This window comes from Mycobacterium sp. NTMscope_Eco_3, from assembly GCF_976985685.1.
Genome location: NZ_CDRJYZ010000001.1, coordinates 4424630 through 4446861, shown reverse-complemented (window position 1 = coordinate 4446861; position 22232 = coordinate 4424630). Strand labels below are relative to the sequence as shown.

General features: G+C 70.7%; 20 protein-coding genes. 14 read left to right on the top strand and 6 right to left on the bottom strand.

The genetic code is table 11. From position 1 onward, the window contains the following. The first annotated feature begins 73 nt into the window (after positions 1-73). Positions 74-1444 (top strand): type VII secretion protein EccB, encoded by a 1371-nt coding sequence (gene eccB, locus AC0KTM_RS20485; protein WP_238956802.1) that lies wholly within the window; start codon positions 74-76, stop codon positions 1442-1444. Here eccB and mycP read toward each other — a convergent pair. Together mycP and eccD are read right to left on the bottom strand one after the other, a co-directional pair. After that, positions 1412-2722, bottom strand: a complete 1311-nt coding sequence (gene mycP / locus AC0KTM_RS20480) for a type VII secretion-associated serine protease mycosin (protein WP_425326332.1) — start codon at positions 2720-2722, stop codon at positions 1412-1414. The genes eccB and mycP overlap by 33 nt on opposite strands. Then, positions 2719-4122: a type VII secretion integral membrane protein EccD gene (eccD, locus tag AC0KTM_RS20475; RefSeq protein WP_275254201.1), complete on the bottom strand. Its 1404-nt coding sequence runs from the start codon at positions 4120-4122 to the stop codon at positions 2719-2721. The genes mycP and eccD overlap by 4 nt, the downstream gene beginning before the upstream one ends. Positions 4123-4216: 94 nt before the next feature. Between eccD and eccCa the strand changes: the two genes are divergently transcribed. The 9 genes from eccCa to AC0KTM_RS20430 all read left to right on the top strand — a co-directional run bounded on the left by eccCa (position 4217) and on the right by AC0KTM_RS20430 (position 14321). Continuing rightward, complete coding sequence (gene eccCa / locus AC0KTM_RS20470) at positions 4217-7909, top strand: type VII secretion protein EccCa (RefSeq protein WP_472416510.1); 3693 nt, start codon at positions 4217-4219, stop codon at positions 7907-7909. After that, positions 7906-9147, top strand: a complete 1242-nt coding sequence (locus tag AC0KTM_RS20465) for a type VII secretion-associated protein (RefSeq protein ID WP_472416508.1) — start codon at positions 7906-7908, stop codon at positions 9145-9147. The genes eccCa and AC0KTM_RS20465 overlap by 4 nt, the downstream gene beginning before the upstream one ends. A gap of 45 nt (positions 9148-9192) precedes the next feature. Further along, a complete protein-coding gene (locus tag AC0KTM_RS20460) occupies positions 9193-9510 on the top strand; it encodes a WXG100 family type VII secretion target (protein ID WP_225330420.1) in 318 nt (105 codons plus the stop codon). 9 nt (positions 9511-9519) lie between these two features. Next, positions 9520-9822 (top strand): WXG100 family type VII secretion target, encoded by a 303-nt coding sequence (locus AC0KTM_RS20455; RefSeq protein WP_238957379.1) that lies wholly within the window; start codon positions 9520-9522, stop codon positions 9820-9822. 262 nt (positions 9823-10084) lie between these two features. Beyond that, positions 10085-10528, top strand: a complete 444-nt coding sequence (rplM, locus tag AC0KTM_RS20450; RefSeq protein WP_008260230.1) for a 50S ribosomal protein L13 — start codon at positions 10085-10087, stop codon at positions 10526-10528. 80 nt (positions 10529-10608) lie between these two features. Beyond that, entirely contained in the window at positions 10609-11064 is a 456-nt protein-coding gene (gene rpsI, locus AC0KTM_RS20445; protein ID WP_225330432.1) for a 30S ribosomal protein S9, read from the top strand. A 149-nt stretch (positions 11065-11213) separates the two neighbouring features. Next, entirely contained in the window at positions 11214-12548 is a 1335-nt protein-coding gene (glmM, locus tag AC0KTM_RS20440; protein ID WP_225330422.1) for a phosphoglucosamine mutase, read from the top strand. Positions 12549-12596: 48 nt separating this feature from the next. Then, on the top strand, positions 12597-12923 hold the full coding sequence (locus tag AC0KTM_RS20435; RefSeq protein ID WP_238956798.1) for a type VII secretion target: 327 nt from the start codon (positions 12597-12599) through the stop codon (positions 12921-12923). A 3-nt stretch (positions 12924-12926) separates the two neighbouring features. Then, positions 12927-14321: a hypothetical protein gene (locus AC0KTM_RS20430; protein ID WP_225330424.1), complete on the top strand. Its 1395-nt coding sequence runs from the start codon at positions 12927-12929 to the stop codon at positions 14319-14321. Positions 14322-14325: 4 nt separating this feature from the next. On the opposite strand, the gene AC0KTM_RS20425 is transcribed toward AC0KTM_RS20430, so the two are convergent. From AC0KTM_RS20425 to AC0KTM_RS20410, 4 genes are read right to left on the bottom strand one after another with little or no spacing between them, the layout of a single operon-like run. Next, entirely contained in the window at positions 14326-15366 is a 1041-nt protein-coding gene (locus AC0KTM_RS20425; RefSeq protein ID WP_225330425.1) for an LLM class F420-dependent oxidoreductase, read from the bottom strand. A 38-nt stretch (positions 15367-15404) separates the two neighbouring features. Next, on the bottom strand, positions 15405-15530 hold the full coding sequence (locus AC0KTM_RS20420; protein ID WP_275254635.1) for a hypothetical protein: 126 nt from the start codon (positions 15528-15530) through the stop codon (positions 15405-15407). Between the two features lie 10 nt (positions 15531-15540). Continuing rightward, entirely contained in the window at positions 15541-16380 is an 840-nt protein-coding gene (locus AC0KTM_RS20415) for a dienelactone hydrolase family protein (protein ID WP_225330426.1), read from the bottom strand. Positions 16381-16423: 43 nt separating this feature from the next. Further along, the gene (locus AC0KTM_RS20410) at positions 16424-16621 is read right to left on the bottom strand and encodes an Rv1535 family protein (RefSeq protein ID WP_225330427.1); all 198 of its coding nucleotides are present in this window, start codon (positions 16619-16621) and stop codon (positions 16424-16426) included. Between the two features lie 443 nt (positions 16622-17064). On the opposite strand from AC0KTM_RS20410, the gene glmS reads away from it, so the two are divergent. From glmS to AC0KTM_RS20390, 4 genes are all read left to right on the top strand, one after another. Further along, the gene (glmS, locus tag AC0KTM_RS20405; protein ID WP_238956797.1) at positions 17065-18939 is read left to right on the top strand and encodes a glutamine--fructose-6-phosphate transaminase (isomerizing); all 1875 of its coding nucleotides are present in this window, start codon (positions 17065-17067) and stop codon (positions 18937-18939) included. A 113-nt stretch (positions 18940-19052) separates the two neighbouring features. Next, a complete protein-coding gene (locus tag AC0KTM_RS20400; RefSeq protein WP_225330429.1) occupies positions 19053-19946 on the top strand; it encodes a DUF4436 domain-containing protein in 894 nt (297 codons plus the stop codon). A gap of 65 nt (positions 19947-20011) precedes the next feature. Continuing rightward, a complete protein-coding gene (locus AC0KTM_RS20395) occupies positions 20012-20731 on the top strand; it encodes a rhomboid-like protein (protein ID WP_225330430.1) in 720 nt (239 codons plus the stop codon). Between the two features lie 66 nt (positions 20732-20797). After that, positions 20798-22219, top strand: a complete 1422-nt coding sequence (locus AC0KTM_RS20390) for an NAD(P)H-hydrate dehydratase (protein WP_225341276.1) — start codon at positions 20798-20800, stop codon at positions 22217-22219. Positions 22220-22232 lie beyond the last annotated feature (13 nt).

Here is a 22232-nt window from a genome sequence, read left to right as displayed (position 1 = left end):
TGGATAAGCGCTGCGACGCGGCCGATCGGCGGCCTACCGTGAGCCCAACGGATTACGCAGGGTGGGGGGATCAGTGCCGCGTCAGCCGACCATGTGGCTGCGCGTCAGCGCTCACCGGTATCTGCTGCGCCGCCTCGAATGCGCGTTGCTGGGCGAGACGATGTCTGTGGGCGGCCCGCGACCGCGGATGGCGTCGACATCGCTGGCAGCCGGCGGTGTGCTGACGGCCCTGGCGCTGGCCGGCTCCGCGCTTCTGGGTTTGCTGAGACCGCACGTTGCGCTCGATCGGGCGCAGGTCGTGATGGCCCGGGAGTCGGGTGCGCTGTTCGTTCGAGTGAACGACGTCTGGCATCCGGTGCCGAATTTGGCGTCCGCGCGGCTCATCGCGGGGACGGCCGCCACCCCGCAGCCGGTGCGCCAGGCCGATCTGGAGGGCGGTAAACGCGGTCCGCTGCTGGGCATTCCGGGCGCACCGCAATTCGTCGGCAGGCCGCTGTCCGCGCAGGACCTGGCCTTCTCGATTTGTGATAGCGCCGGTGCCAGCAGCACGACGGTCATCGTCGGCCACGTCGCCGGCAACGCAGCCGCCCGCTTGCCGTCCGGGCAGGCCGTCCTGGTGGCTCCCGCCTCGGGTTCGCCGGCCTACCTGCTCTACGACGGGCACCGGGCCATCGTGGACCTGGCCGATGCCGCGGTCGTGCGCGCGCTGCGGCTCGAGGGCCGCGCGCCTCAACTCGTCTCGCAAGCGTTGCTGAACGCTGTCCCCGAGGCGCCGCCGATCTCGGCCCCCCGGATCCGCGGCCTGGGCGGCGCCGCGCCCGGGCTGCCGGGATTTCGCGTCGGCAGTGTGCTGCGCGTCACACGCGCCGACGGTGACGAGTATTACGCGGTGCTGGTCGCCGGCGTGCAGCGGATCGGCCAGGTGGCGGCCGACTTGATGCGCTTCGGCGGCTCCCAGGGGATGGTCAATCCCGTCACCGTCGCGCCCGAGGCGATCCGGGCCGCTCCCGTCGCGGCCGAGTTGCCCGTCGCCGGTTTCCCCGACCGGGCGCCGACGCTGCCCGAGTCCGCCGGCACGATATGCGCCAGCTGGGAGGGCGGGCGAGCGGGGGCGGCTTTGCTGGCGGGGAACCGGCCACCGGTGCCGCCCGGTCAGGCGACGGTGACGCTGGCGCAGGCCGACGGCCCCGGCCCCGCGCTGGACAACGTGTCCGTGCCGCCCGGGCGCAGCGCCTACGTGCGGGCGGGTGACAACTCCGGGACCCGGTACCTCATCGTCGACACCGGGGTGCGATTCGCCATCCGCGACGACGACGCCGCGCACGCCCTCGGCCTCGCCGAGGCGACCGCGGCGCCCTGGCCGGTTCTCACGCTGCTGCCGGCTGGACCGGAGCTGAGCAGACGCGGCGCCTCAATCGCCCGCGACGTCGCGGGTTCCCCGTAGCCGACCCCTGGCCGCGCCGGCGGCCAGGGCGACCGCCAGCGCGGCGAGGCAGATCGCGGCCCCGCGCACCGCGGTGTCCCGGGCGCGGGTATCGCGCGGTGGGGTCGTCGCCGGCGACCCCGCGAGCGGCGGCGCGGTCGGCGGCTTATGGGCATTGGCCGGCGCGCCCGTCCCGGTGCTGACCGCGGCGAGCGGATCGATGGTGCCGTTGCCGACGAGCGGATCCCATCCGGCGGGCGGATGATGCGCCGTCGACTCGATGCGCTGCATCACCTGGCGCGCGGTCAATGCCGGGAAGCGGCTCCGAATCAGCGCGGCCAGACCGCTCACCACCGGGGCGGCGTAACTCGTGCCCGACACCGGATCGGGCGTGAGGGAGGTCACCGCCTCGCCGGGCGCGGCGACATCGACCCACGGGCCGGCGAGGCTGAAGGCCGACGGTGCTCCGTCGGCATTCACCGAGCCGACGGTCAGCACATAGTCGTCGTACCACGCGGGACTGACCACGACCGTGATGGTCTGCCAGGTCGCATCCGGCCGCTGCGGCGGGCACTGCGCGCCGCCGCCGGTATTCCCCGCCGCCGCGACGACGACGGCATTTTTGACATCGACGGCGTAGGCCAGCGCGGCACCCAGCGCACGGTCGTCGAGTGCGGCGGCCACCGGCACGCACGCAACCGAGGAAATGTTGATCACCGACGCGCCGAGATCCGCGGCGGTCCGAACCGCTTTCGCCATGGTGTCGACGTCACCCACCCCGGCGCGGGACCGGTCGCTAGCGGGCGCGAACTTCGCGCTGGACTGCCGGATGCTGATCAAGGTGGCTTCCGGCGCGATCCCGCTGAAGCCATCGGACTTGGAATCGGCTGTGGCCGCGATGATTCCGGCCACCAGCGTGCCGTGCGCGTCGCAGTCCTGGGTGCCGTCGCCGGTGGACACGTAGTCGCCGCCGGGCACCACGCCGGGCAGCCGTCGGTGCCGCGCGATTCCGGTGTCGACGACCGCGATCCGTTGTCCGGCGCCGCGGGTGAGGTGCCACACGTCCGAAAGGTCGAACGCCCCCGGCGGCTGGTTGCGGCCCGGCGCCGAATCGACGGTCAGCGCCGCGCAGACCTCGCGCTGCACCGTCGGCCGTGGCGGCGCCGGCAAGGTGGGCTTGGGCAACCACTTGTCGTCGACGCCGGGGGGCGAAACCGCCTGCGCCGGTGGCGTTCCGAACGCGGGGAGCATCGCCAGCGCCGACACCGCCAGCACGCGCCCGACGTGCGAGGACCTCACGGGAGATTCAATCCCCGGACCGCGCCGTAGAGTCCGCCTATCCAACACGCCAGCGGGACCAGTGCCGCCCACGCCAGCCACTCCAGCATTTCGACGCATCGGAGCACGACGGGCGAGGTTGGTTTTGCGGCGAAGCCGAGGTACATCGCGGCGGCGACCAGCGCCGTTGCCGCAGCGAGCTTCGGACCGTGCAGCTGGAAGCGCAGGGCGGTGACAGCGAATATCGTTGCCGCGGTTACGAGTCCACCGGCAGCGAAGCCCAGCATCCTTGCGCGTTCGCCGGACCGGGAGCGCAGCAGCAACAGCGCGGCAGTGGCGGTCCCGAACGCCAAGCAGGACAGGCGCGGTGCACCGGCGAGCACGGTGACGACCGCGCCGGCACCGGCGGCTGACGACAGCCCGGCATACAGGCTCACCAACCACCGGTCGGCGCTAAGCGCTTGCTCGGGCACCCACGCGTCGCTAGGGTCGACGACGTCCGGCGTCGCCCATCGGGGCGATAGCCGCGCCAGCGCGATGGATACGCGCGGTGCCGCCCCGAGCAGCCCGAGGGATACCGCCCCCGCCGCCGAAGCGATGACATGGCAAGGCGCGCCGGTGATCGCACCCGCCAGCGCCGCCGCGGCGATGACCGCCGCGAAGCACGCGGTCGCCGTCAACGCGACGACACCACAGCCCGACAACCGCATCGCCAGCACGGAGGTGACGCCCGCCGCCGCCGCGGCCAGCAATACGTGGGAAACGCTTGGAGCGCCGGGCACTGCCACAAACCCGGCCACCGCCGCGAACTCGGTGGCGATCACGCTCAGCGCCAGTCCGGCGATCGGATCTCGATAGGCCCGATGCGTGATCGCCGCTAGCCCCAGCCCGACGAGGACGGCACATGCCAAAACGGCGACCGTTGCGCGACTGTCTCGGGTGTGGTTGGCGCTGAAGGCGGTTCGCACCAAGGTCCCCCCGCCCACCGCGGTCAGCAAGACGGCCGCCGCCGCGCCGGCGAGCCGGGCGGCTCGCCGGTCCCCGTCATCGCTGCGCGTCCCGGCGTCCCCCGCTAGCGTGTCCGACACGGCCTGCGCGACATCGAGGTAACGAGGTGCGGGCAGCGGCGCGTCGGGCCGGCTCAGCACCAGGACCGCGCCATCGCCGATGCGGTTCTGCGCCAAGGTCATCGACGGGACCAGTGCGGGTGCGCCGGGGATCGACAACTCGTAGCGCACCGCCTCCCGGTCGGGGTGACGAACCTCGAGGGCGTCGACGACCGACGGAATCAACACCGCGACAGGAACTCCGGCGGGCAGCGCCAGATCGGCGACGGTGGTGCCCCAATGGACGCGGACACGGCACAGCCCGGTTTCGGATGCAGCCAATGACGAACCCTTCGGTCGGATCCTGGGGAACATAGCCGGGTTTCGACGGCCCCGGTATCCGGCTGTCCACAGGTGACTTGTCGCCGTTTTCGGTGCTCCTTACCGTCGTCGAACTGGAGGCGATGAGATGACCCAGGTTTCGGTGCCCGCGGTGCAACGGCCGCCGATTGTGGTCGAGGCTCCACCGGACCTGCAGCCGCCGGCGGCGCCTGGCCTGCTGCCCCGCCTGCTGCCGGCTGCGCTGTCCGTGGCGAGCATGGGCATCATGGCGGCGGCGTTCGCGTCGGGGACGGCCATGGCCCGTCAGCCGATGTTTCTGGCGTTTCCGCTGATGATGCTGGTTTCGGCGCTGGCGTCCGGACTGACCGGCCGTGCCCGCCGGCGCGGCGGTGGCATCGATGCCGATCGCGGACGGTATCTCGGATACCTGGATCAGCTGAGCCAATCCGTGTCCGCGGTCGCTACGACGCAGCGCGCCTCGTCCATTCGAAGCCATCCCCATCCCGACACGCTGTGGACGTTGGTCGGCGGCGCTCGCATGTGGCAGCGCAGACCGGGCGACGCGGATTTCTGCCTCGTGCGGGTGGGCATGGGGACGCAGCCCCTCGCGCGCCGCTTGGTGGCGCCGGAGCTTCCCGCCGAGGAGCTTCGCGATCCGGTCACCGAGACGGCGTTGCGTCGTTTCCTGCGCGCATATTCGACGATCGTCGGGCCGGTGACGATCGCCTTGCGTGACGAGTCGCTTGTGACGATCGACGGCGAGGCGAGCGCCGCGCGCGGGTTGCTACGGGCGATGATCTGCCAGCTCGCCGTGTTGCATGCGCCCGATCAGGTGCGGATCGCCGCAGCGATCAGCGATCCGCATCGCGCGCACTGGGAATGGCTGAAATGGTTGCCGCACAACGCACATCCCGGCCAGGACGACGCGGCGGGTCCGGTGCGGATGGTCTATTCGAGCGCCGTGCAGGCGCAGCGGGCCCTCGCGGGCGTGCGGGCGGCACGGGTGGTGGTGGTCACCGAACTGGCCGGGGACGCCGCCGCGATCATCGGCGCCACCACGATCGCGATCGGCGCCGGCCATGACGGTGCGCCGCTGGCGATCCGGCGGTCCGACGAGTCGGCACCCATTTCGTGCCCCGATCGGATGGAGCCCGTCGACGCGCTGGTGTGCGCCCTCCGACTGGCCGGGCATCGGGGGAGCGTAGGGGGCGGTGATCCCGGTTGGCCCGGATTGGTCGGCCTGCACGATCCGCAACGCTTCGACCCGGCGACGCTCTGGCGCCGCCGGGGACGCGGCGACCGGCTTCGCGTCCCCATCGGAACCACCGTGCAGGGCGCTCCCCTCGAGCTGGATATCAAAGAGCCGGCCGAGAACGGGATGGGCCCGCACGGACTCTGCATCGGCGCCACCGGGTCGGGCAAGTCGGAGCTGCTGCGCACCATCGCGCTGGGCATGATGGTCCGCAACTCGCCGCAAGAACTCAACCTTTTGCTCATCGACTTCAAAGGTGGCGCAACATTTCTCGACTATGCGCGAGCGCCGCACGTGGCCGCCGTGATCACCAACCTTGCCGACGACGCGCCGCTGGTAAGCCGCATGCGCGACGCCCTGGCCGGTGAGATGAACCGTCGCCAGCAACTGCTGCGGACAGCGGGCTGCGTCAGCGTCGAGGCCTATGAACGCGCGCGCCGGGCAGGTGACCCGCCGGCCGCGCTGCCGGCCCTGCCCGCGCTGTTCATCATCGTCGACGAGTTCTCCGAATTGCTCAGCCAGCAACCTGATTTCGCCGATACGTTCGTGGCGATCGGCCGTCTGGGCCGATCCCTGGGGCTGCACCTACTGCTGGCCAGCCAGCGCCTCGATGAGGGTCGGCTGCGCGGGCTCGACGCCCACCTCTCGTACCGGCTGTGCCTGAAGACCCTGTCCGCCGCCGAATCCCGCACGGTGCTGGGCAATCTCGACGCCTACGAACTGCCCACCGCGCCCGGTGCCGGCTTCTTGCGGATCAGCGGCGCCGAACCGGTTCGCTTTCAGGCCGCCTCGGTGTCGGGACCGCTGCCGACGGACGCTCCACCGGGTGCGCCCGCCGCGCCCGCGCGCCCGGTCCAGGTGTTCACCACCCGGGTCACCGGAGCGGTCCGTCGCACCCCGGAGGCGAGCGCGACATCCGCACCGGCCATTTCGCGTGCGGTCCTGGACCGGCTGCGCGGGCATGGGCCGCCCGCGCACCGGGTGTGGCTGCCCCCGCTGGGGCGGCCTCCGGAGCTGCGCACCCTGCTCGGCGGCGCGGTACCCGCGGCCGCCGGCCTGACCGCCGTGCCCGTCGGCCTGGTCGACCGCCCCTACGAGCAGCGCCGCACGCCACTGATGATCGATTTGTCCGGCGCCGCGGGCAACGTGGCGATCGTCGGCGGACCGCAATCGGGCAAGTCGACGGCGTTGCGGACGCTCATCACCGCCCTCGCGGCCACGCATGACCCGAGCGAAGTGCAGTTCTACTGCCTGGATTTCGGCGGCGGGACGCTGTCGTCGGCGCGGACGCTGCCGCACGTTGGCGCGGTCGCCGGCAGGGCCGAGCCGCGGCTCGTCGGGCGGATCGTCGCCGAATGCGAGTCGGTCGTGCGACGGCGCGAGACCACGTTCGGTGCGCACGCGATCGCCTCGATCGCCGACTATCGCCGGCGGCGCACCACGTCGGGCGGCGCGATCGATGATCCGTTCGGCGACGTCTTTCTCGTCATCGACGGCTGGGCAACCGTGCGCCAGGAATTCGAGACGCTGGAGGCTTCGATCACTGCCCTGGCGTCCCACGGGCTTTCGTTCGGTGTGCACGTGGTCTTGACGGCGTCGCGCTGGGCCGACGTCAGGCCGTCGCTGCGGGATCAGCTCGGCACCCGTGTCGAGTTACGGCTCGGCGATCCCGCCGACTCCGAACTGGACCGCAAGGCCGCTGCGCACGTCCCGCACGACAGCCCTGGCCGTGGCCTGTCCCGTGACGGGCTGCACATGGTGATCGCAACGCCTGTCGCCGAGGTGCCCGCCGGTGACTCGGTGGCGCCGCCGATACCGCTCTTGCCCGATCGCGTAGATCGTGAGGCCTTGGTGCGTGGGGCGGGAACCGAGCTATGTGCCCGGGTGTTGCTCGGCGTTCGGGAGCGCGACCTGCGGCCGGTGACAATCGATTTCGTCGAGAAGCCGCATCTGGTGATCGCCGGCGACAGTGACTGCGGGAAGACCGCGGCGCTGCGGACCTTGTGCCGGGAGCTTGTCCGGACGAAGACCGCCGCGCAAGCTCAACTGCTGATCGTCGACTTCCGGCGCGCGCTGCTCGGGGTCGTCGAGTCGGACCATCTCCGCGGGTACGCGATGTCGCCGGCCGCGTTGGCCGCGGCGCTGCCCGACCTGCTCGATCTTCTGCGCGCACGAATGCCGCCGCCCGACGCGAGCCAGGCCCAGTTGCGCACCGGCTCGTGGTGGTGTGGGCCGGACCTGTATGTCGTGGTCGACGACTACGACCTGGTCGCCTCCCCGGCGGGCAATGGGCTGGCGCCGATCGTCGAATTCCTGCCCTATGCACAAGATTTGGGATTGCATCTTGTCGTCGCCCGGCGCGGCGGGGGAGCCGAGCGCGCGATGTTCGAGCCGGTGCTCGCGGCCCTGCGTGACCTCGGTTGCCTGTCCCTGATGATGAGCGGTTCTCCCGCCGAGGGCCCGCCGTTCGGCCCCACGCTGCCGGTGCCATTGCCACCGGGCCGCGGCATCCTGACCGGCCCTAACGGCGACGAGGACCTCGTCCAGGTGGCCTGGAGCCCACCGTGATCGAACACCGTCCCGTCATCGAAGCCGGGCCGGGCACCGTCCGCCGATTATGTTGCGGTACAGGAACAATCGACGAGGGCGAGATGGCCGACGCCATTCGATCGGCCCTCGACGCGATCGACGACCGCGTCGCGCTGGTGGGGGAGCGGCCGATAACCGTCGATGCGCTGTGGGAAGCCGCGCTGCGGTCGGCAAGCTGCACATCGTCCGACGGTATGGTCGTCGTGCGCCCGTCCTGGTGGTCCTCCTCGCGCGTGGGTGTGCTGACCGCGGCCGCCGCCAGGGTGGCCGGTGAGGTGCGCACGCGCCCGCGATCGTGGTTGCTGGCGCAGGCATTTCGCGCGCAACGACCGGTGACGGTTGAGATCACCGAGCGGTTCGTGGTGATCACGGCGACGGAGGTGACCGCCGTGCCGCGCAACGCCGACCCGCAAGCCGTCGCCGAAGCCGTCGCGGATGTCATCGCCGACGCGGCCCCCGCGGCCGTGGTGATCGACACGCCGAGCACGGTCGCCGGGGCGTCGGCACTGGCGGCGTTGATCGCCGACGCGGTACGCGGAAGCGGCGGGACAACCCGAGATGTTCTGCAAATCAACGACCTTCGGCTCACCCGGCTGGCGCGGGCGGCCTTCCCGGCACGCTCGGCACCGCCGGGGCCGGGCTCCGCCGCACGCGCCACCGCCCGCCCATCGCGCGTGCGGACGCTGGGCGGACTGGGTGCCGCCGCCATCGTCGTCGCCGCGGCGGCGCCGGCCGCGATGTCGCCGAGCCGGCCCGGCGAGGCGCCCCCGAAGCGGGTCGACGCCGCGTCCACAACGTATTTGGTGGAAGGCCGGGTGGCGCTGTCGGTGCCGGCGACGTGGCCGACGCGACGGGTGGTCACCGGGCCGGGCTCGGCGCGGGTGCAGGTCACGTCTCCGGCGGACCCCGAGGTCGCGCTGCACATCACCCAGTCGCCGGTGGCCGCGGAGACGCTGAGCGGCACCGCCGAACGGCTCAAACGCGCGATCGACGCCGAGCCCGCCGGGCTGTTTGTCGACTTCAACCCGTCGGGCACCAGCGCCGGCCGGCCGGCGGTGACCTACCGCGAGGTCCGCGCGGGTCATCACGTGCGCTGGACGGTGCTGCTGGACGGCCCCGTGCGAATCAGCGTCGGATGTCAGAGCCGGCCGGGCGACGAGGGCGCCGTCCGCGATGCCTGCGAGCAGGCGGTCAGATCCGTCCACGCGATCGGATGACAAATTTCGTGGAACCGAACGAGCCCCGTCGCGGTCGTAATGGGTATGGCTGCACCAAACCCACTGAGCACCGACCTCGACCTGATGCGGTCGGTGGCGGGCACCACCGACGCCCGCAACGAGGAAATCAGGGCGATGCTGCAGGCGTTCATCGGCCGGATGAGCGGCGTGCCGTCGTCGGCGTGGGGCGGGCTCGCGGCCACTCGCTTCAAAGGCGTGATCGATCGCTGGAACGCGGAGTCGGTGCGGCTCTACCACGCCCTGCACGCCATCGCCGACACCATTCGGCACAACGCGGCCACCCTGCAGGAGGCCGGCCAGAGCCATGCCGACCGCATCGCCGCCGCCGGCGGAAACCTGTGAGGAAAGAGGATCCCCGTGGATTCGGTGTTGTCCTACAACTTCGGTGAAATCGAGTACTCGGTCCGCCAGGAGATTCACTCGACGTCGGCCCGTTTCAATGCCGCGCTCGACGAGCTCAGAGCACGCATCGCGCCGCTGCAGCAGCTGTGGACCAGCGAAGCGGCCGCCGCCTACCAGGCTGAGCAGCTGAAATGGCACCAGTCGGCGACCGCGCTGAACGAGATGCTGGTCGAGCTCGGAAATGCGGTCCGCGACGGCGCGGACGAGGTGGCCAATGCCGACCGCCGGGCGGCCGGCGTGTGGTCGCGGTAGCGGCCGAGGAGACACCGCGCGGTTCGCGCCGCGCGTGAGACTGTGTGGTCCTGACGGGGGAGAGCCGTCGGGACCACACAGTCATTTTGACCTGCGGGGATGGCGGTCGGTAAGCTGCTCCGTTGGCGTGCGGTACGCCAGGGCCTCGGGTCAACGTCGGTCGCCGAGACCAGCCCCCGCCGCGAACGCCTGACCGGCACCCGGTCACACCGGGATCCACAGCCTCGGAACAGAGGCTCGCAGAGAAAGAGTGGTAAGCGCTGTGCCTACGTACACGCCAAAGGCGGGTGACACCACGAGGTCGTGGCACGTCATCGACGCCACGGACGTGGTGCTTGGCCGCCTTGCCGTCGCGGCAGCCAACCTGCTGCGCGGCAAGCACAAGCCGACGTTCACCCCCAACGTCGACGGCGGTGACTTCGTCATCGTCATCAACGCCGACAAGGTCGCCTTCAGCGGCCAGAAGCTGGACAAGAAGCTGGCGTACCGCCACTCGGGGTATCCCGGCGGTCTGAGCAGCCGCACCATTCGCGAGCTGATGGCCAAGCACCCCGACCGTGTCGTGGAGGACGCGATCGTCGGCATGCTGCCCAAGAACAAGCTCGCCCGGCAGATCGCGCGCAAGCTGCACGTCTACGCCGGCCCGACGCACCCCCACGTCGCACAGCAGCCCGTTCCGTACGAGATCAAGCAGGTGGCCCAGTGACCGAAACGACCGAGGCCCTGGAGAACCCAGAAAACCCGGACAACCCCGAGACCGCAGAGGAAACAGTGGCCGTCGCCGAGGTGACCGAAGCGCCGGTTGAGGCGTCGGAGACCGCCGCGGTCGCCGCGCCCGCCGAGTCCTACGTGTTCGAGCGGCCCATCCAGACCGTCGGCCGCCGCAAGGAGGCCGTGGTGCGGGTGCGCCTGGTGCCCGGCACCGGCAAGTTCAACCTGAATGGCCGCAGCCTGGAGGGCTACTTCCCCAACAAGGTGCACCAGCAGCTCATCAAGGCCCCGCTGGTCACCGTGGACCGGGTGGAGAGCTTCGACATCTATGCCCACCTGCACGGCGGCGGCCCCTCGGGGCAGGCCGGCGCGCTGCGCCTGGGCATCGCGCGGGCGCTCATCGTGGCCTCGCCGGACGACCGTCCCGCACTGAAGAAGGCCGGCTTCCTCACCCGTGACCCGCGCGCCACCGAGCGCAAGAAGTACGGCCTGAAGAAGGCCCGCAAGGCGCCTCAGTACAGCAAGCGCTGATCAGCGGTCGCTTTCCGGCCACAACTTGGCATCGTGCTCCACAAGTTGTGGCCGGTTGCGGCGTGTCTGCACCCACCCGCGCCCGGTTTCGGCCACAAAGGAACGGGCACGTTAGGTGCTAGCCCGACAACTGTGAGAGGTTTGTTCGCATGGGTCGACTATTCGGCACCGACGGTGTCCGTGGGGTCGCCAATCGCGAGTTGACCGCCGAGCTGGCGCTGGCGCTGGGTTCCGCGGCCGCGCGGCAGCTGGCGAGCGCGGCGGCGCCGGGCCGCCGGGTGGCGGTGATCGGCCGCGATCCGCGGGCCAGCGGCGAAATGCTGGAGGCCGCGGTGATCGCCGGGCTGACCAGCCAGGGGGTCGACGCGCTGCGGGTCGGGGTGCTGCCCACCCCCGCGGTGGCCTACCTGACCGGCGCCTACGACGCCGACTTCGGGGTGATGATCTCCGCCTCGCACAACCCGATGCCCGACAACGGCATCAAGATCTTCGGGCCCGGCGGCCGCAAGCTCGACGACGGCACCGAGGACCGGATCGAAGCCTTGGTCGGGGAACCGGGGCTGCGCCCGGTCGGCGCCGGGATCGGCCGGGTCCTCGACGCCGAGGACGCGGCCGACCGCTACCTGCGTCACCTGAGCAAGGCCAGCACGCTGCGGCTCGACGGGTTGACCGTGGTGGTGGACTGCGCCCACGGCGCGGCGTCGGCGGTGGCCCCACGCGCCTACCGCGCGGCCGGCGCGCGGGTGATCGCGATCAACGCCGACCCCAACGGTCTCAACATCAACGACAACTGCGGCTCCACGCACCTGGATTCGCTGCGCTCGGCGGTCGTCGCGCACCGCGCCGACCTGGGCCTGGCGCACGACGGGGACGCCGACCGGTGCCTGGCCATCGACGCCGACGGCAATCTCGTCGACGGCGACCACATCATGGTGGTGCTCGCGCTGGCCATGCACGAGGCCGACGAACTGGCCTCCAGGACGTTGGTGACCACCGTGATGAGCAACCTGGGGTTGCATCTGGCCATGCGCTCGGCCGGAATCACGGTGCGCACCACCGGCGTTGGGGATCGCTACGTCGTGGAAGAGCTGCGGGCCGGCGACTACAGCCTCGGCGGCGAGCAATCCGGGCACATCGTGATGCCCGCGCTGGGCTCGACCGGGGACGGCATCGTCACCGGGCTGCGGCTGATGAACCGGATGGCGCAGACCGGCTCGTCGCTGGCCGACCTGGCCTCGGCGATGCAGACGCTGCCGCAGGTGTTGATCAACGTCACGGTCGCCGACAAGGCCACGGCCGCCGCGGCGCCGGCGGTGCGGTCCGCCGTCGGGCAGGCCGAGGCCGAGCTGGGCGATACCGGCCGAATCCTGTTGCGCCCGTCGGGAACCGAGCCCATGATCCGCGTGATGGTGGAGGCCCCCGAGGAGGACATCGCTGCGCGGATCGCCACCCGGGTCGCCGAAGCGGTCAGCGCCGCGCACTGATCCCGCGACGCCCGGAACCCCGACGCGCCTACCGGCGTCGGATTAGGCATGAAATTCGTTGGGGGAACACGGCCTGTCGCCGCCAGCACCCAGATCGACGCGTCGGCCACGCACCGGGTCGCTAACCAATTCGCCATGGCGGCGGAATTTCTCGACCGCGCGGTCAGCGATCACCTTGCCAGGCTGGCTTTCAGCGGCGCCTGCGCCGGGCGGGCGCACGCCGCGCGCGGCGACGCGCTGCGCGCCGAGTTGGGGCGCCTGACGGAGCAGGTGTCGCAGTGGTCGCGCGCGTCCACCGAGATCGCCGCCGCCCTGCGGTCCAGCGCCGAGCGCTACGCCGACGCCGAACTGTATGCCGCCGCGCGGATCGCGTAGCTCGTGGCCGACCGGTTGGATGTGGACGCGCGCCTCGCCGAGGGCCGGGTCGCCGTCGAGCACACCCAGACCTACGTGCAGGCCTGCCACGCGCTCGGGTACCAACATCCCGACCTGACAGCGCATCCCGCGCAGATCCGCGAATGGTATGCGAGCGAGGACGGACTCGACCTGCGCGCGCTCGACCGTGACTGCGCCGAGCTGCGGGCGGCCGGCGTGGTGGCCTCCGAAGCGCTGCGCATGCAGCGCGCCCAGGTGGCCGAGCTGGCCGCGGCGTGGACGGGCGCGGGCGGGGACGCCGCGGTGCAGCTGTTGCAGCGGCATTGCGACACCGCGGACGCGGTCGCCGCCGAACTGCGCGCGGCGGCCCAGCGGTGCGAGTCGCTGCGCGACAACCTGTGGCATCTGATCGATTCGAAAGTGGCGACGGCCATCGCCGTCGACGACCGCGCACAGACGCAGCGGCCGGCCTGGCTGGCCGCCGCCGCCACGGTCGCGGCCGCGGACCCGCGGGGCGCCGAGGATGTGGTGCGCCGGCAGGTGATTCCCTACGTGGACAACGACATTCGTGACGACTGGCTGAACGCGATGCGCTCCACCTCGGACGGGGTCCAGACGTCCTACGCAATGGTGATCGACAAGGCGGCCGCCGCCCCGGCGGCGCGGTTCGAGTTTCCCGGCGATCTCGGGACGAGCGTTGTCCCGGCGCAACTCGCCCCGCCGGTGGCAGCTGTGCCACCGCGGCTGGATGACCCGGCGGCGACGGTGGCGGCTGCGGCGCCGGCGCCGGTCGCCCCCACGCCGGTGCCGCCGGTGCCGCCACCGGACTGGGGAAGCGGACTCGGTGGGGCGTCGGGGGTGCCCGCCGGGGCTTTGGGCGACCTGGGCGGGCTCGGTAGTGGGCTCGGTAGTGGGCTCGGTGGCGGTGGGCTCGGTGGTGGGCTCGGCAGCGGGGGCGGCGGCGGGCTTCTCGGGCTGGCCGGCAGGATCGTCGATGCGATGGGCGATCTGCTCGGGTCGGCGGGCGACGGGGCGGACGTGTTCGGCGATTCGCCGGGCGGAAACGCCTTTGACGAGAACCCTTTTCACGCCGAGGATCCCGTCAACGCCGAGGACACCGGCGACGTCGCCGAGGACGAAGCCGCCGCCGAACCCGAGGGGGCCGACCCGGCGCAACCCGTCGGCGACGCGGGCCAACCCGAGGCCACTGGGCCCGATCAGCAAGCCCAACCGGTCGAGGCGCCGCCGGCCGACCCGACACCGGCCGAGACACCGGCCGAGCCTCCGGTTGAGCCGGCGCCCGCGGCCGCGCCCGCCGCCGATCCCGCGCCCCCCGCGGGCGAGGGGTCGACGCCGTGCGAGATTGCCGCGGACCAGCTTCCGCAGGCCGGGCAATGACGGCTCAGGGCTGCAGCCGCAGGGCTTCCTCGACGAAGCGCAGGGACTCGTCGCGGTCGGTGGCCTGCGGGCTCAACAACAGCGTGGTCACCCCGGCTTCGGCGAAGGCGGCCATGCGCTCGGCCACATACCCGGGCGGGCCGATCAGCGACATCCCCCGCACCAGCTCGTCGGGCACGGCGTCGATGGCCTCCTGCTTGCGGCCGGACAGATACAGCTCCTGGATCCGATCCGCGACCTCGCCGTACCCGTAGCGCGTCGCCAGATTGTGGTAGAAATTGCGGCCTTTGGCGCCCATCCCACCGATGTAGAGCCCGAGCTGCGGCTTGACCCAGGCCAGCCGCTCGTCGACGTCGTCCCCGATGGCCAGCGACGCGTGCACCATGACGTCGAGCGGACCCAGCGCGGGATCACGCTTGGCGGCGCCGGCGGCCAGCGCCTCACCCCAGATCCACGCGGCCTTCTCCGGAAGATAGAAGACCGGCTGCCAACCCTCGGCGATCTCGGCGGTGAGCTCGACATTCTTGGGGCCCAGCGCGGCGATGCTGATTGGAATACGTTCGCGCACAGGATGATTGATGAGTTGTAGCGGCTTGCCCAAACCCGTTCCGCGGTCGGCGGGCAGCGGTAACTGGTAGTGCTTGCCGGCGTACTGCACGCGTTCGCGGCGCCACACCTTGCGGCAGATCTCCACGATCTCGCGGGTACGGCCCAGCGGGGCGTCGAACGGAACCCCGTGAAAGCCCTCGATCACCTGCGGCCCGGAGGTGCCGATGCCGAGGCGGAATCGCCCGTCGGACACGAAATCCAGCCCCGCGGCCGTCATCGCCAGCAGCGACGGCGTGCGGATGTAGAGGGGAAGGACCCCCGACGCCAGTTCGACGGTGTTGGTCTTGGCGGCCAGGTATCCCAGCTGGCTGATGGCGTCGAACGAATACGCCTCGGCCACCACCGCAACCTCGATGCCGGACTTCTCGAGTTCGACGACGCGGTCCACGGCCTCGTGAAAGCCGCTCGAATAATTGAGAGCGATCCCGATTCGCATCCATGACACTTACCACGCGCCCGCGCGGGCCCGGACGCTCAGCCCGCCGAAGTACCCGTCCAGTACTCGGCGGCCAGGCGGATGTCGTTGCCGGTGCACGAGACTAACCGTCCGTGCCAGACTTCGGCGATCCAGCGGGCGTACAGCGCGTGCGCGCTTGCCACGAACTACCCGTCACTTCAGCAGGGCGACGATCTTTTCTTCCAGCGGAATTGCCTCGGCCTCGGGATCGAGGGCATCCGTCCCGGGCAGCTGCACGTCCGGGTCGGCGAACTCGCGATACTTTTTGTCGCCGCCGAGGGTGTAGAGCAGGTATCCGGTCAGCAGCGCCCGAACCGACCGCTGGGTGCGCCGGTGCGGGCCGGGCAGGCCGAGCACCGTGGCCAGCCGCCGGCGCTCGACCAGCCCACCGGGCTCGGCCTTGCTGACGATGCGCAGCGTCGCCGGCTCCCACGCCTCGGCAAGCGCCAGCGCGTTGGAAATCAGCGTCGCCCGGTCGCCCGGCGCGGTGAAGATCACTCCCGGCACCTTCAGCGTCGCGGCCGGCTGCTGGGCCGGCGGGCTGGTGACGCTGGGGAAAAGCGCCGCCACCGCCGCGGGCTTGGCGGGCATTCCGGCGGCGGCGAATACCGCGGCCGAGCCGCCGAAACCGTGACCGACCACGCCCAGCTTGGCGGGATGCACGCTGATCTTGCCCGGCCCGAGGCGCACACCCGACACGATGTCCAGGGCGGTGCCGAGATCGAAGGCGAAGTTCAGCACCGACGGGGCCACGCCCCGCTGGGTGTCCGGAGCGCCGGCCACGATGCCCCACGACGCCAGGTGCTCGAGCAGGTTCGAATACCGCGCGGCGCCGGCGAGCCAATCGTGGCCGAACGCCACCCCGGGCAGATTCAGGCCCTCCTCCGGGGTGTACACCACTCCCGGCAGACCGGCAAAAGCCAGGTCACCCCGCAAAACCCGGTGCGGACCGCGGCGGTGCAGAGCGGCGACAAGCTTGCGGATGCGGGCCACGCGTCGACGTTAGCGCATCACAATCGCACGCCCGCGAAGATGACTAGGCCGTGACCTCGATGACCCCCGCCCGCCACAGCGCCGCGTAGAGCTGGTGCAGCGTGGCGGTGAGCACGTGGGTGGTCATGTCCATCAAGGCGTTTCCGGAGCCCGTCGACGGCTGCCGGCGCGGCTTGGTGGCTTGTCGGGACGCCGGCGCCAGCGGGGCGGGCGTCACATCGTCGTACCGAACTGCGGTCATGATTGCCTCCCCATGGCGCATGGTGGTCGGTCGGAGCAAGTACGCATTTCAATGCGACCCGCTGCACAATTCCCGGTGAACAACCATCGACGACGGAATTCATGCGTCGGCGATAACGGGAAATCGAGGTAGCCAGAGCGTCCGGGCAGGCCTCACGCAGCTCGTCCTTCGGTCGGTGACGATCTTTGCTGACAATTCGAATACTAGGGGTGTTCATCGCGGCGGCGATGACGTGAACAAAAACGTCGCGCGCACATCAGGTGAAAGAATTCCCGGCGGTGATGACGGTGACGTGAATGGCGGGGGGCTGGGCAGGTTGGTCCGGGACGTCCACTTCAGGCCGTCCCAGTAGCGGTGCCCGCGTCCCTTTCGGCGCAGGTGGGCGGCCTAACCATGGCGCCGGATTGCGGGTTCGGTGTCCCGCCTGCACTACCCTGGTCAGAATGTGCGGAATCGTCGGCTATGTCGGGCAGCGGCCCGCCTGTGACGTCGTCATGGCCGCGCTGCGCCGGATGGAGTACCGCGGGTACGACTCGTCGGGCATCGCGCTGGCGAACGGTGACGGCACCCTGACCGTGAGCCGCCGCGCCGGCCGGCTGGCCAACCTGGAAGACGCGGTCGCCCAGATGCCGCCGTCGTCCCTGACCGGCACCACCGGCCTGGGCCACACCCGGTGGGCCACCCACGGGCGCCCCACCGACCGCAACGCGCACCCCCACTGCGACGCCGCCGGCAAGGTCGCGGTGGTCCACAACGGCATCATCGAGAATTACGCGAACCTGCGCCACGAGCTCGAGGCCCAGGGCGTGGAGTTCGCCAGCGACACCGACACCGAGGTCGCGGTGCACCTGGTGGCGCAGGCCTACCGCCACGGCGAGACCGCCGGCGATTTCCCCGCGTCGGTGCTCGCGGTGCTGCGCCGCCTCGACGGCCACTTCACGCTGGTGTTCGCCAACGCCGACGACCCCGGCACCATCGTCGCCGCCCGTCGCTCCACCCCGCTGGTGCTCGGCATCGGCGACGGCGAGATGTTCGTCGGCTCCGACGTGGCGGCCTTCATCCCGCACACCCGCAACGCCATCGAACTCGGCCAGGACCAGGCCGTCGTGATCACCGCGAACGGCTACCGGATCACCGACTTCGACGGCAACGACGACCTGGGGCCCGGGGCATACCGCGAGTTCCACATCGATTGGGATCTGGCCGCCGCCGAAAAGGGTGGCTACGAGTACTTCATGCTCAAGGAGATCGCCGAGCAGCCCGCAGCCGTCGCCGACACCCTGCTGGGCCATTTCGTGGACGGCCGGATCGTCCTCGACGAGCAGCGTCTGAGCGATCAGGAACTCCGCGAGATCGACAAGGTGTTCGTGGTGGCCTGCGGCACCGCGTATCACTCCGGGCTGCTGGCGAAATACGCGATCGAGCACTGGACGCGGCTGCCGGTCGAGGTGGAGCTGTCCAGCGAATTCCGTTACCGTGACCCGGTTTTGGACCGCAGCACCCTGGTGGTCGCCATCTCGCAGTCCGGCGAGACCGCCGACACGCTCGAAGCCGTGCGCCACGCCAAGGAGCAGAAGGCCAAGGTGTTGGCCATCTGCAACACCAACGGCTCACAGATTCCGCGCGAGTGCGACGCGGTGCTCTATACCCGCGCCGGCCCGGAGATCGGGGTGGCGTCGACGAAGACGTTCCTGGCGCAGATCACCGCCAACTATCTCGTCGGCCTGGCGCTGGCGCAGGCCCGTGGCACCAAGTACCCCGACGAGGTCGCGCGGGAATACCACGAGCTGGAGGCCATGCCGGACCTCGTCGCGCGGGTCCTCGCGACGATCAAGCCGGTGGCCGCGTTGGCCTATCAATTCGCCCAGTCGCCGACGGTGCTGTTCCTGGGTCGCCACGTCGGCTACCCGGTGGCACTGGAAGGCGCGCTCAAACTCAAGGAATTGGCGTACATGCACGCCGAGGGATTCGCCGCCGGCGAACTCAAGCACGGCCCCATCGCGCTGATCGAGGACGATCTGCCCGTCATCGTCGTCATGCCGTCCCCCAAGGGGTCCGCGGTGCTGCACGCCAAGCTGCTGTCCAACATCCGCGAAATCCAGGCCCGCGGGGCGATCACCATCGTGATCGCCGAAGAAGGCGATGACACCGTGCGGCCCTACGCCGACCACTTGATCGAAATCCCCTCCGTGTCAACGCTTCTGCAGCCCCTGCTGTCGACGATCCCGCTTCAGGTGTTCGCCGCGTCCGTGGCCCAGGCGCGCGGTTATGACGTGGACAAACCGCGCAACCTGGCCAAGTCCGTCACCGTCGAGTAGGTAGCTCGCACCGCTTCGCGCGTATCGGCGACGGACCCGCGGTCGATCCATTACATTGCCCTGGGAAAGCCTTTCGGCCAGGAGGTCGAGGCTGCGTCCGTGCGGGAGGAAGTATGCGATCGGGCGGCATCAGATTCGGCGTCGTAGGTGTTGTCGTGCTCGTCCTCGCGGTCTACGCCGGGTCGATTTTGACGTACGCCCAAAGCGATACGGTCCGGCGACTGGATGGATCAACCCCGGTGGTGAGCAGCGACCAGCCGTCGGCGACGATCAACGTGGAAGAGATGCAGTCGAACAACAGCGTGCTCGCCGTCAACCTCGCCTTCAATCCCGGATCGGCGTTGCTGGATCCGAAAACCCACCACCTCAAGGAGGATCTCAGCCTTCGGGTCAGATCCTCGGCGATGCCGTCGCGGCACACCTGGACCAAGGGCATGCTTCCCGGGCTCATGGCGATCCCGCTGACCATCGCCGGTCAGATCGAGCGCTGGCCCTTCGACCAATACCGCTCGGGGCTGATCGAAGTCGAGATCTTCTACGGCCCCGATACCGACCGGGCGCCCGACCACGTGCCCGTCACCTTCATCGACCACCTCTCGGGGTGGCAACTCACCGCGACCAGGTCCCAGGCGGACGGCCCGTACCGGCTGCACGTGCGGCGGTCGCTGAGCACCGCGGCGTTCGCGATCGTCATCCTCGGCGTGCTGATCACGATCGCCAGTCTGGCTCTGTTCGTTGCGATTCAGACCGCGCGGGACCGGCGGCCGTTCCAGCCGCCGATGACGACGTGGTACGCGGCGATGCTGTTCGCGGTGGTGCCGCTGAGAAACGCGCTACCCGGCTCACCACCCTTCGGCAGCTGGGTCGACATCACCGTCGTGATCTGGGTCCTGCTCGCGTTGGCGGTCTCGATGGTGCTCTACATCGGTTGCTGGTGGCGACATCTCAATCCGCCGGTGCTCGCTGCGGCGCCGGCGCCCGCGGAGCCCGCACCGTCGAGTAGCTGAGGGCGGCGGCGTGTTAGCCGCCGAAGTCGTACGGGCGCGGCGCCCCGCGTGCGAAGGTTGATGTCGTGGCGCATGCATCGGTTCGGGCACGAGTGCGCAGCATGACGCTGACGGTGTGGCATTTCGTCAGCACTGCGCCGCTGACCTACGGCTGGCTGTTGGTGCTGATGGTCACGACGATCATCCAGAACCACCTCACCGGCCGCCAGTTGCATTCGGTATTGCTGCACCGCTCCACCAACATTCACGAGTTGGGCAAAAACCCGCTCGACGTATTGTTCTCCAGCCTGCTGTGGATTGACGGGAAGAACTTCGAGCCCTACCTGCTGCTGTTCACCCTGTTTCTCGCGCCGGCCGAACATTGGCTCGGCCAGCTGCGCTGGCTCACTGTGGGTTTGAGCTCTCACATCCTCGCCACCTACATCAGCGAGGGCATCCTCTACTTCGCGATCGAGGAACGCGATGCGTCGCAACGGCTCGTGCACGCGCGCGACATCGGGGTCAGCTATTTCCTGGTCGGCGTGATGGCCGTGCTGGCCTACCACATCGCGAGGCCCTGGCGCTGGGGCTATCTCGGGGTGCTGTTCGTCATCTTCGGTTTCCCGTTGATCACCATGGACCGCGTCGAGCTGGACTTCACCGCGATCGGGCATTTCGCCTCGATCCTCATCGGCCTGTGCTTCTACCCGATGACCCGCACACGCTCCAAACGCAGCCGGCAACTGAGTCCCGCGCGCCTCAAGGCCATGGCGCGCCGCAGCATCCCCCCGGCGGACCCCGGCTGATGTCGGGCCGCAGCGAAAGCTGGTGGGCGCCAAGCCCCCGCGATGGCGACACGTAATCTGGCTCTGATGCGGCATTACTACTCCGTAGATGCGATCCGCCAGGCCGAGGCGCCGCTGCTGGCCAGCCTGCCTGACGGCGCCCTGATGCGGCGCGCCGCCTACGGGCTGGCCACCGAGATCGTCGGCGAGTTGGCGGCCCGCACCGGCGGGGTGGCCGGGCGGCGGGTCTGCGCGGTCGTCGGCTCCGGAGACAACGGCGGCGACGCGCTGTGGGCGGCCACCTTCGTGCGGTGTCGCGGCGCGGCCGCCGACGCGATCCTGCTCAACCCGGAGCGCACGCACCGCAAGGGGCTGGCGGCGTTCCGCAGGGCGGGCGGCCGGATCGTCGAAAGTGTCTCGCCCGCAACCGATCTCGTCATCGACGGGGTGGTGGGCATCTCCGGCTCCGGAGCCCTGCGGCCCGCCGCGGCCGAGGTGTTCGCCGCCGTCGATGACGCGAGGATCCCCGTGGTCGCCGTCGACATCCCCAGTGGCGTCGACGCGGCGACCGGGACCACCAGCGGTCCCGCGGTGCGCGCCGTGCTGACCGTCACCTTCGGCGGGCTCAAACCCGTGCACGCGCTCGGCGACTGCGGGCGGGTGCGGTTGATCGACATCGGCCTGGACCTGCCGGACACGGACGTGCTGGGCTTCGAGGCCGCCGACGTGGCGGCACGCTGGCCGGTGCCGGGTCCCCACGACGACAAGTACACGCAGGGCGTCACGGGCGTGATGGCCGGCTCGTCGACGTATCCGGGCGCCGCCGTGCTGTGCACCGGCGCCGCGGTCGCGGCGACCTCCGGGATGGTCCGCTACGCCGGCAGCGCGCACCGCGAGGTGCTCGCGCACTGGCCTGAGGTGATCGCCTCGCCCAGCCCCGGGTCGGCGGGGCGGGTGCAGTCCTGGGTGGTCGGGCCGGGGTTGGGCACCGACGACGCCGGGGCGGCGGCGCTGTGGTTCGCGCTCGAAAGCGACCTGCCGGTGATCGTGGACGCCGACGGCCTGACGATCCTGGCGGCCCATCCCCAGTTGGTGGCCGATCGCACCGCGCCGACGGTGCTGACTCCGCACGCCGGTGAATTCGCGCGCCTAGCGGGTAGTCCCCCCGGGGATGACCGGGTGGGTGCGTGCCGCAAGCTGGCCGAGGCGTTCGGCGCCACGGTGCTGCTCAAGGGGAACGTCACGGTCGTCGCCGATCCGGGCGGTCCGGTCTATCTCAGTCCGGCCGGGCAGTCGTGGGCGGCCACCGCCGGCTCCGGCGACGTGTTGTCCGGCATGATCGGCGCGCTGCTGGCGGCGGGCCTGCCGCCGGGCGAGGCGGCCGCGGCGGCGGCCTTCGTCCACGCCGACGCGGCGGCGCGCTCGGCCGCCGACCCGGGCCCCGGCGACGCGCCCACCTCCGCGTCACGCATGGTGCCGCACATCCGAGCCGCCCTGGCCGCCCTGTAGACCTATCGAGAGG